This window comes from Rhodococcus sp. NPDC054953 (assembly GCF_053609225.1).
In genome coordinates, this window is record NZ_JBSGXD010000002.1 from 275,473 (window position 1) to 285,299 (window position 9,827).

Annotated in this window: 10 protein-coding genes and 1 pseudogene; 5 read left to right on the forward strand and 6 right to left on the reverse strand. The window is 69.7% G+C overall.

What is annotated here, in order from left to right:
* Nucleotides 1-44: 44 nt before the first annotated feature.
* Both ACWF62_RS02965 and ACWF62_RS02970 read right to left on the reverse strand, forming a co-directional pair.
* A complete protein-coding gene (locus tag ACWF62_RS02965) occupies nucleotides 45-1,256 on the reverse strand; it encodes a globin domain-containing protein (protein ID WP_378570157.1) in 1,212 nt (403 codons plus the stop codon).
* A 73-nt stretch (nucleotides 1,257-1,329) separates the two neighbouring features.
* Nucleotides 1,330-2,229, reverse strand: a complete 900-nt coding sequence (locus tag ACWF62_RS02970; protein WP_378570158.1) for a pseudouridine synthase — start codon at nucleotides 2,227-2,229, stop codon at nucleotides 1,330-1,332.
* A gap of 165 nt (nucleotides 2,230-2,394) precedes the next feature.
* Here ACWF62_RS02970 and ACWF62_RS02975 point away from each other — a divergent pair, with 165 nt between their 5' ends.
* Nucleotides 2,395-4,404: a CocE/NonD family hydrolase gene (locus tag ACWF62_RS02975; protein ID WP_452629367.1), complete on the forward strand. Its 2,010-nt coding sequence runs from the start codon at nucleotides 2,395-2,397 to the stop codon at nucleotides 4,402-4,404.
* Nucleotides 4,405-4,407: 3 nt separating this feature from the next.
* Here the strand turns inward: ACWF62_RS02975 and ACWF62_RS02980 are convergent, their stop codons facing one another.
* Nucleotides 4,408-5,520 carry a Gfo/Idh/MocA family protein gene (locus tag ACWF62_RS02980; RefSeq protein WP_378570160.1) on the reverse strand — a complete coding sequence of 371 codons (1,113 nt, stop codon included), beginning with the start codon at nucleotides 5,518-5,520 and terminating at the stop codon, nucleotides 4,408-4,410.
* A gap of 81 nt (nucleotides 5,521-5,601) precedes the next feature.
* On the opposite strand from ACWF62_RS02980, the gene ACWF62_RS02985 reads away from it, so the two are divergent.
* Nucleotides 5,602-6,480 carry an oxidoreductase gene (locus ACWF62_RS02985; RefSeq protein WP_378570161.1) on the forward strand — a complete coding sequence of 293 codons (879 nt, stop codon included), beginning with the start codon at nucleotides 5,602-5,604 and terminating at the stop codon, nucleotides 6,478-6,480.
* 6 nt (nucleotides 6,481-6,486) lie between these two features.
* Nucleotides 6,487-7,014: a VOC family protein gene (locus ACWF62_RS02990; RefSeq protein WP_452629368.1), complete on the forward strand. Its 528-nt coding sequence runs from the start codon at nucleotides 6,487-6,489 to the stop codon at nucleotides 7,012-7,014.
* Nucleotides 7,015-7,057: 43 nt separating this feature from the next.
* Here the strand turns inward: ACWF62_RS02990 and ACWF62_RS02995 are convergent, their stop codons facing one another.
* Nucleotides 7,058-7,699: a dihydrofolate reductase family protein gene (locus ACWF62_RS02995; RefSeq protein ID WP_452629369.1), complete on the reverse strand. Its 642-nt coding sequence runs from the start codon at nucleotides 7,697-7,699 to the stop codon at nucleotides 7,058-7,060.
* A 108-nt stretch (nucleotides 7,700-7,807) separates the two neighbouring features.
* Here ACWF62_RS02995 and ACWF62_RS03000 point away from each other — a divergent pair, with 108 nt between their 5' ends.
* A complete protein-coding gene (locus tag ACWF62_RS03000) occupies nucleotides 7,808-8,431 on the forward strand; it encodes an IMPACT family protein (protein WP_452629370.1) in 624 nt (207 codons plus the stop codon).
* Between the two features lie 148 nt (nucleotides 8,432-8,579).
* Nucleotides 8,580-8,922: pseudogene (locus ACWF62_RS03005) on the forward strand (DNA alkylation repair protein); the annotation flags it as partial.
* Nucleotides 8,923-8,985: 63 nt separating this feature from the next.
* On the opposite strand, the gene ACWF62_RS03010 reads toward ACWF62_RS03005, so the two are convergent.
* Nucleotides 8,986-9,519: a glutathione peroxidase gene (locus ACWF62_RS03010; RefSeq protein WP_378570165.1), complete on the reverse strand. Its 534-nt coding sequence runs from the start codon at nucleotides 9,517-9,519 to the stop codon at nucleotides 8,986-8,988.
* A 161-nt stretch (nucleotides 9,520-9,680) separates the two neighbouring features.
* Nucleotides 9,681-9,827 (reverse strand): Fe-Mn family superoxide dismutase (locus ACWF62_RS03015; RefSeq protein ID WP_452629374.1); only part of this gene is annotated, 147 nt, incomplete at its 5' end.

Below are 9,827 nucleotides of genomic sequence, written 5' to 3' on the forward strand. Positions count from 1 at the left end.
GCCCCGACTCAAGATCGAGTCGGGGCCGCGCCGGGGGTCGGGATTCAGTTGGCCGGGGTCCAGCTGTCGGGGCCGAAGACCTCGTAGTGGATCGCCGAGTCGGGGACCTGCCGCTCAAGCAGGCTCGCGCGCACGGACTGCATGAACGGCATCGGGCCGCACAGGTAGACCTGGGTGCCGTCGATGATCTCGATACCGGACAGGTCGGCGCGGCCGGCGAACGTGCGCTCGTCCTGTGCCCGCTGACCGAGATCCTCGTACCACCGGTGCATGGTGGCGGACGGGATCTGCCCGACCAGCTCGGCCAGCTCCGCGCGGTGCGCGTGCCGGGCGGGGGAGCGGTCGGCATGCAGCACCGCGACCGGGCGGGCGGCGGCGGTGTCGGCGAGGTGGTTCAGCATGCCGATCATCGGGGTGCAGCCGATCCCGGCGGACACCAGCAGCAGCGGCGCGTCACCCTCGTCGAGGACGAGATCGCCGAAGGGAGTGGTGACGGACAGGGTGTCGCCCTCGAAGACATTCTGGTACAGGAAGTTCGAGACCTCGCCTGCCGGTGAGTCGGTGCCGTCGCCGGGGATCGCCTTGACGCTGATCTGCCAGTCCGCCGCGGTCGGGGAGCCGACCAGGCTGTACTGGCGGATCTGCCGGGCGCCGTCGGGGAGGGTGACGCCGACCGAGATGTACTGCCCCGGGCGGTACGACGGCAGCGGCGTCCCGTCCGCGGAGCCGAGGACGAAGGAGACGGTTTCGGGGGATTCGAGCACCCGGCGGGTCACCTTCACCTCGCGCCACACCTGGCCGGGCTCGACGCCCGCATCGGCGTAGAGGTCGCGCTCCATCGCGATGAGGGTGTTGGCCATCAGCCAGTACAGCTCGTCCCACGCCGCAGCGACCTCGGGGGTGACGGCCGCGCCGAGCACCTCGACGATCGCCTCGAAGAGGTACGTGTGGACGATCTGGTACTGATCCTCGGTGATCCCGAGCGACGCATGCTTGTTCGCGATCCGGGACATGATCAGATCGGTGCTCGGGGCGTCGTCGCTGACCTGGAGCGTCGCGAAGGCGGCGATCGAACCCGCCAGCGCCCGCTGCTGGTCGCCCTGCTTCTGGTTGCCTCGGTTGAACAGGTCGCGCTCCAGTTCGGGGTGCGCGGCGAACATCTTCTTGTAGAACAGGGGGGTGATGTCGCCGATGGCGGCACCGACGGCGGGGAGGGTCGCGCGGATGACTTCGGTGGACGCTGCTGAGAGGCTCATGATCCGAAGCTATTTAATTTGCATTTGAGATGCAAGATAGTGTGACGCAGGCCACGACGGCCTGTAGTAGGAATCAGGTCCAGGCGGTGAGGCGGCGTCGACTGGCGAACTCGCGGGGCAGCCCGGTCCGCGGGTCGGTGAACGCAACCGAGCGAGCCAGCAGCTGCAGTGGGTTCGAATAGTCATCGGGCGCAATGTCATACAGTGTTGGATAGAAGTTGTCCCCGATGATCGGGATGCCGAGTCCGTTGAGGTGCACCCGCAGCTGATGCATTTTGCCGGTGCGGGGAAGCAGGCGATACCGTCCGATCCCGCCGCGCGACTCGATCAGCTCGATCCGGGTCTCCGCGTTCGGGTCGCCGGGGACCTCGACACAGCGCAGATCGCCGTCCGGTTTGACGATGCGACTGCGCACCGTTTGCGGCAGGGCCAGATCCGGGTCGAACCGGGCGATCGCCTCGTACTCCTTGGCGACCCGCCGCTGCGCGAACAACTCCTGATAGTCCCGTCGCGCCGACGGCCGCACGGTGAAGACGAGGACGCCGGCGGTGACCCGGTCGAGGCGGTGTGCCGGGGTCAGGTCCGGCAGATCCAGGTCGCGGCGCAGCCGGACCAGCGCCGACTCCGTCACATGCCGCCCGCGCGGAGTGCTGGCCAGGAAGTGTGGCTTGTCGACGACGAGCAGGTCCTCGTCACGGTGCAGGATCTCGACCTCGAACGGCACGGGAGGCTCGACCGGTGGATCGCGGTACAGGAAGACGAACGTGTGGGCCCGGTACGGGGTTTCGGGTGTGACCGGGACGCCGTCCCCGGCAACCACCTCGGCCGCATCGACCTTCTCGCGCAGCCGTGCCGCGTCATCCGGGAATCGCGCGAGCAGGTACTCGAGCACCGTCGGCCAGGCACCGTCGCCGGGCAGCCGCAACCGCGTCGGGTTGAGGCCGTCACGCACGGGAAGCGGAGCGGCGGGCACCGGCCCACCGTATGCGGCTGCGCCGCCCGTGCGCGAGTTTTACCCCGATGGGGGTGAAATTCACGCACAGTTCGGTCGTTGACGCTGGTCGTGGCGGCGGCTACTCTCCGGTAGGTTTTGTGGCGCCCGTCACGGGGCCCATCGCGCGAGGGGGAGTCGGTGCGGATGCGTTCGAAGGTTCTCGGTTCGGTGTTGACGGTGCTGGCGCTCGGCGTCGGGTTCGCGGCCGTTCCCGCGGCGGCCGACCCGTCCGGGGGTGCGGCCGCCTGGCAGTGGCAGCTCACCGCGGATCAGGCACCGCGGTATCCGGGCGTTGCGATCGAGTGGGACGTGCCGATCACGATGAGCGACGGCACGGTGTTGCGGGCGAACGTCTACCGCCCCGCCGACGCCGCGGGGCGCGCGATTGAGGACAAGCTGCCCACCGTCCTCAACATCACCCCGTACACGAAACTGATCAGCGCCGTCGCCGACGCCGGCCTCGCGCTGCCCGGGGTCGAGGCAACCCTGGTGTCGTTCCTCAATCAGCTGAACCTCACCGGAACCCCGCTCGACGGGGTGACCGAATTGACCGGACTCGTCACCAGCGGCGGCATGAAGGCCTTCGGCGTCAACCGCGCACTGGTGCAGAGCGGCTACACCCAGGTCGTCGTCGACGCCCGCGGCACGGGCTTCTCGCAGGGGGTGTGGGACGTGCTCGGGCCGCGCGAACAGCAGGACAGCGTCGAGATCATCGACTGGGCGAGCAGGCAACCGTGGTCGGACGGCGCGGTGGGGATGGGCGGCGTCTCCTACTCCGGCATCAACTCGGTGCAAGCCGCCGGTCACCGCCCGCCCGCGTTGAAGGCGATCTTCCCGGTCGAGCCGGGCAACGACCTGCTGCGCGACATCGTCGGCACCGGAGGCGGCCTCGGCGTCGGCTTCATGCCGATGTGGCTCGCGCTGGTCGACGGGCTCAAGCTGGTGCCGAACGCGCAGGACGTGCTGCGCGGCACCGTCGACCAGCGCTGGCTCGCGGACCGTCTCGCCGACCCGTTCACGATGATTCCCGAACTCGTGCAGGCGGTGTCGGAGCCGGACATCGCCGACATGACCCCCTCGACGATGGCGGTCGCGCAGGACGGGCCCTTCTACCAGGACCGCCGGGCCGACCTCGACCGCATCGAGGTGCCGACCATGGTGTTCGGTGGCTGGCACGACATCTTCGCCAACAGCGAGCCGCGGATCTACAACGGCATCGACCTGCCGCCCGGCCGCAAGCAGCTGGTCATGGGTGACACCTACCACCTGAATCCGGGGCAGGGCTTCGGGACCGCCGGTTCCCCGCCCCGCATCGACGTCCTCGAGCGGGCCTGGTTCGACCGGTGGCTCAAGGGAATCGACAACGGGATCGAGAAGTACGGACCGGTCACGCTGTGGCAGCAGGGCGGCGGCTGGACCACCACCGACCGCTTCCCCAGGGCCGGTGCGCAGTACCAGCGTCTGTACCTGTCGGCGGCACCGAGCGGGACCGCCGGGCACAGCGGGCACGACGGCAGCCTCACCACACAGGCACCCGGTGAGGCCGCCCGCCTGACCGTCGCGCCCGGGGCGCGCGGATTGTGTTCGCGGGACGCCGCGCAGGGCACCGCCGGGATGCTGGTCGTGCTGGGATCGGTGTGCACCAAGGACTCCCGGATCCAGGAGGCGGAGGGCCTGACCTTCACCGGCGCACCCGTTACCGAACCCACCGTGATCTCCGGGCCGATCAACGTGCACCTCAACACCGTTCACGACACCACCGACGGGTTCTGGGCGGTCACCGTCAACGACGTCGCCCCCGACGGGCGGTCCACGGTGCTGACGAGCGGTGCGCTGACCTCGTCATTGCGGGCGGTCGACGACGCGCGGTCGGAGAAGGCGCCGAACGGGGACTACACCGACGCCCACCACCGCCTGACCCTCGCGACGCGGCAGCCGACCGTGCCGGGACAGCCGACGGTGCTCGACGTGAACATGGTCCCCACCGATGCCGTGCTGGCGCCCGGGCACCGACTCCGGGTGGACGTGTACGCGCTGAGCGTGCCGCGATACCTGCCCCTCGGCCCGATGCTTGCCGCAAGCGGGCTGCGTCCGCAGCACCTCCAGCTCGACCCGACACAACCGAGCTTCGTGACCTTCCCGACCGTCGGCTGACGGTCAGGGCAGGTCGGCGATCCGGACCGACCTGCCCTCCGCAGCGGACCGTCGGATTGCATCCAGCACCGCCTGCCCGGCCACGCCGTCCGCGAAGGTCGCCGGGCGCGGCTCGTTCGGTCCGAGTGCCTCACCGAGGATGCGGCGGCGGAAGGCGTCCGCGAGCCGGGTGTAGGGGGCGCGGTCGATGCCGGTCGCGTGCAGCCAGTCGTAGGTGGTGGAGAACAGGTCGAACGGGGGCGGCACGGGGCCCGGTGTCGCCAGGTCGTCCGGAACGGGAACGTCGTGCTCGCCATCGGCGCCCGCCCGCCGGACGGTGGCTCCGTCGATCCACAGGCTTCCTGTCGTGCCCGCGATGCGGGTGGTCATGATGAGCGGCCCCCACGACCCGACGGTGCTCTGCAGGACACCGTCCACGCCGGTGACGGTACGGAAGTGCACGGTGAACGAGTCCTCGGCGGTCTGGCCGCGGTCGGCCACCACCGGCAGTCCGGCGCTGACGGTGTCGAACTCGCCGAGCGTGCTGCGGATCTGGTCGATCATGTGGGTGCCCTGCGCGCCCAGCCAGCCGCCGCCGGACGCCCCGTCGGTCCACCAGTCGGGTGCCTCGGCGTCGTCCGCAGCGAACATCGGGAGGTGCATCAGCATCGTCGCCAGCTTCGGGGTGCCGATCGTCCCCGCCGCCACCTCCCTGGCCAGCAGCGCCTGCGCAGGGGCGTAACGGAACTCGGTCCCGACCTGATGCACCACCCCGGCCCGTTCGACGGCGTCGAGCATTCGCCTCGCCTGCGCCAGATCCGCGGCGAACGGCTTCTCGCACACCACGTGCAGTCCGCGTTCGGCGGCCTCGATCGCCAGGTCGGCATGGGTGTGCGGCGGCGTGACGATGGTGACGGCGTCGATCTCGGTCAGCGCACACGCCTCCGCCAACGAGGTGGCTGCGTGGGGGATGCCGAACCGTTCGGCGCGCGCGGCGGTGCGGTCGTGGTCGCGGCCGATCAGGACACGGACCTCGAATCCGGCGTCGCGGAAGGCGGGAACGTGGGTGATGCAGCCGAATCCGGTGCCGATCACGGCGAGTCCGATGGGCTGGCGAGGGGGCTGGGCGTCGGTCATGGGACGCGACGATAGCCGCTCCGCCGACCCCCGGCTCTTCCCCGGGTTCCGGAAATCCGGCGTCGACGTACCCTGGGCCACATGGGGAACTGGACCGCGCGTGACATCACCGATCAGACCGGACGCACCGTCGTGGTGACCGGAGCCAACAGCGGGCTCGGGGCGGAGGCGGCGAAGGCCCTCGGGGCCGCGGGTGCGACCGTGATCCTGGCCTGCCGGAACGTGGCCAAGGCCGCGCCGGTCGCGGCGGCGATCGGCGCGAACGCGCAGGTGCGCCCGCTGGACCTCGCGGACCTGGCATCGGTGCGAAAGTTCGCGGACGGCATCGAGGCGGTGGACGTGCTGATCAACAACGCCGGCGTGATGGCGGTGCCGAAGTCCAGCACTGTCGACGGGTTCGAGACACAGTTCGGCACGAATCACCTCGGGCACTTCGCGCTCACCGGACTGCTCCTCGACCGGATCACCGACCGGGTGGTGACGATGTCGAGCCTGATGCACCGCATCGGGGCGATCGCGCTCGACGATCCGAACTGGCAACGGCGGCGGTACGGCCGCTGGTTCGCCTACGGGCAGTCGAAGCTGGCGAACCTGATGTTCGCGTACGAGCTGGATCGTCGGCTGACCGCCGCCGGTTCGGCCGTGAAATCGCTTGCCGCGCACCCGGGGTACGCGTCGACCGGGCTGCAGGGCCACACCGGGTCGCCGTGGGATCGGGTGATGGGGATCGGAAATCTGTTCGCGCAGAGTGCCGAGATGGGTGCGCTGCCCGCGCTGTACGCGGCGACATCCGATTCGGTGTCCTCCGGCACCTTCGTTGGTCCGGACGGACCGTTCGAGCAGCGCGGACATCCCCGGGTGGTGGGTTCCAGCGCCCGATCCCACGATCGGGCGGTGGCCGCCTCGCTGTGGGACGAGTCGGAGCGGCTGACCGGCGTCACCTACCGGTTCGGGAAGTAGGCCACGATGATTCGCCGTCTCAATCATGCCGTCCTGTTCGTCTCCGACCTCGATCGCAGTCTCGCGTTCTATCGGGACGTGCTCGGGTTTCGGCAGTTGCCGGGGGGATTCTCGGGTGCCGCGTTCCTGCAGGCCGCCGGGTCGGCGAACGATCATGACCTCGGGCTCTTCCAGAGTCCGCACGCGCCGGGCGTGCGCAGGCCCGGCGAGGTGGGGCTCTACCACCTGGCGTGGGAGGTGGGGACGCTCACCGACCTGGCGGGGATGGCGGACCGACTCACGGCCGCGGGTGTCCTGACCGGGGCGAGTAACCACGGCTCGACGAAGGCGCTCTATGCCCGCGATCCCGACGGCATCGAGTTCGAGGTGTGTTGGCTGGTGCCCGACGACCGGGTGGAGGAGGAGTTGGTTCCGGGGACGCCCCCGACGCGGCCCCTGGACCTCGGCGCGGAGATCGAACGGTACGGCGCCGACACACTGAGCGGGCCGCGCACCGATCCGACGGTGTGGGAACGGATCTTCGCGCGACGCTGAGGGGAGTCGGACGGTCTCGACGGCATCCGGGTGGGGTCCGCCGTCACCTGCGCCAGAACAGGTGGTGGGTAATCCCGCTGGGACTGGGCACAACGTCCAGCTGGAACCGGTCGCGGAGATCGTCCGGGGACTCCCACAGCCGCAGCCCGGATCCGAACTCGATCGGCGCGACCGCCACGTGCAGGGTGTCGACGAGATCCGCGTCGAGGAATTCCCGGATGGTGGTGACGCCACCGCCGAGCCGAACGTCCCTGCCCCGTGCCGCCTCCCGCGCCCGGCCGAGCACCGTCGCCGGATCACCATCGACAAAGTGAAATGTGGTGTCGGACAGGGAGAACGAGGGACGCGGATGGTGTGTCATGACGAACACCGGGGTGTGGAAGGGTGGTTCGTCCCCCCACCATCCGAACCACTCCGGATCCGTCCATGGGCCGCGCTGCGGTCCGAACTTGTTGCGGCCCATGATCTCGGCCCCGATGTTGTGCGAGAAGTCCCGGGTGAAGTAGTCGTCGAGGCCGCGGCTGCCGCCGGAATCGGTGCGGTTCGGCCAACTGGCCGTCGCCCCTGCCCACGCCATCAGGTTGCCGTGGTCGAGCCCGAACGGACTCTCGAAACTCTGGTCGGGTCCGGCGGCAATGCCGTCGCTGGACACGGTGAAGTTCTGGACACGCAGTAGTTGGCTCACGTTCGTCTCCCCGCGGTCGAGGGTGGTGATCGGAAACTGTCCGCAACTCTACGTCGCGGCGGCAACCCCGGACGCCGCCGCAGGCAGCCGCGGCGGGAGGATGGAATCATGCCCTTCACGCTGCCCGCAGGCCCGGACGTCGAGGTGGAAACCGAGGTCAAGCATTCCCGGTTCCTCGCGGTGCTCCGCCGCGTCGACGGTCCGCAGGCCGCACAGGAGTTCCTCGACGAGCAACGTCGTCGGTATCCCGATGCGCGACACCACTGTTGGGCTTACATCGCCGGGGACGAGCCGGCGCAGCGGGCCGAACGGTCCGGCGACGACGGAGAGCCCGGCGGCACCGCGGGGGTGCCGATGCTGCAGGTGCTGCGGGCCCGAGACCTCGTCGGTGTCGCGGCGGTCGTCACCCGCTACTTCGGCGGCGTCAAGCTCGGTGCAGGCGGACTCGTCCGGGCCTACTCGGGCGCGGTGGCCGCGGCCGTCGACGCCGCGAGCCTGGTCGGTCGCGAACGGCGCCACCTGCTGGCGGTGGACGTCGGGCACGACATCGCCGGGCGGGTGGAGGCGGACCTGCGGGGGCGTGGAGTCCCGGTCGTGGGCACCGCCTACGGCGCGGTCGTCACCCTCACGCTCGCCGCGGGTGATCCCGCGGAGCTGGCGACGGTAGTCGCCGAGGTCACCTCCGGCGCAGGGGAACTCGTGCCCGTGGGGGTGCGGTGGGTGGACGTGTGATCGACCGCTGCACGCGCAATCGCCGGTCCCGGCACGGCGGGGATGCGGCGGGCCCGCCAGCGTAGGCTGAGGGAACCGGTGAGGACAGGGAGGCGTGCGTGCCCGAGATGACCGTGCCCGAGGTGATGGCCGAGCTGGCTGCGCTGGCGACGCCCGTACCCCCAAGGTGCAGGACTGGCTGGTCACCAACGTGGTGAAGCGGAGCCCCGCTGACCACCGACCGGGTGGTGAAGCGGCCGGACGGGCTCGACCTCGCGGCGCTCCTCGACACGATCGACGCCGAGATGAAGGACGCCCCGGACCGCCTGCAGTGGGCGATGAACAACTGCCTCGCCCAGATCGGGATCGAGCACCCCGACCAGCGCGACCGGGCTGTCGACATCGGTGAGCGCCTCGAGGTGCTCAAGGACTACCCGACACCACCGAAGTGCACGTCACCGTTCGCGCCCACCTGGATCGCGGAGATGGTCCGGCGCAGGGAGGCGCGGTAGCGCGGTCGACGACACCCGCCCCGAGGCGTCGGCCTCGGGGCGGGTGGGGAGTGCGGTGCTTGCCTAGCGCAATGCGGCGACTGCGGACTCGATCTCCGACGGCAGGACGGTCGGCTCGAAGCGCCGTACGACGGTCCCGTCGGGGTCGACGAGGAACTTGGTGAAGTTCCACTTGACCGCGTCGGTGCCGATCGACTCCGGCATCGTCTTGCTGACGTGGTCGTACAGGAAACCGTGGTCCGGACCGAAGTCGCCGGGTGCCTCGGCGCGCAGGTGCCGGTACAGCGGGTGCGCATCGTCGCCGTTGACGTCGATCTTGCCGTAGACCGGGAAGGTGACGTCGTAGTTGACCTTGCAGAACTCCTGAATCTCGGCGTCCGTGCCCGGCTCCTGACCCGCGAACTGGTTGCACGGGAAGCCGATCACCTGCAGGCCGAGCTCGTCGGACTTGCGGTTCAGTTCCTCGAGGCCCTCGTACTGCGGGGTCAGACCGCACTTGCTGGCGACGTTGACGATGAGCAGATACTTGCCTGCGTAGCCGCTCAAATCCTCGGTGGTGCCGTCAGCGGTCGCGACGGTGAAGCTGTGGACGCTCATGAACTCTTCCTCTGGGTCGTGCGGACGGGACGGAAACGATTCTCGTACATCGGGGACTCCGCGCGGAACCCGCGTCGCGGCAGCGTCGAACTGTGCGTGATGTTCACCCGGTCGGGTGGGGTCCCCTGTGGGGAGAACATCACGCACGGGCCGTTAGGGGGTCAGGCGATCAGGCCTGCGGTGGCGGTGCGGGCCTTGTCGAAGCGGGCGGCGACGTCCGCCCAGTTGACGATGTTCCAGAAGGCGTTGACGTAGTCGCCCTTGACGTTCTGGTAGTCGAGGTAGAAGGCGTGCTCCCACATGTCGAG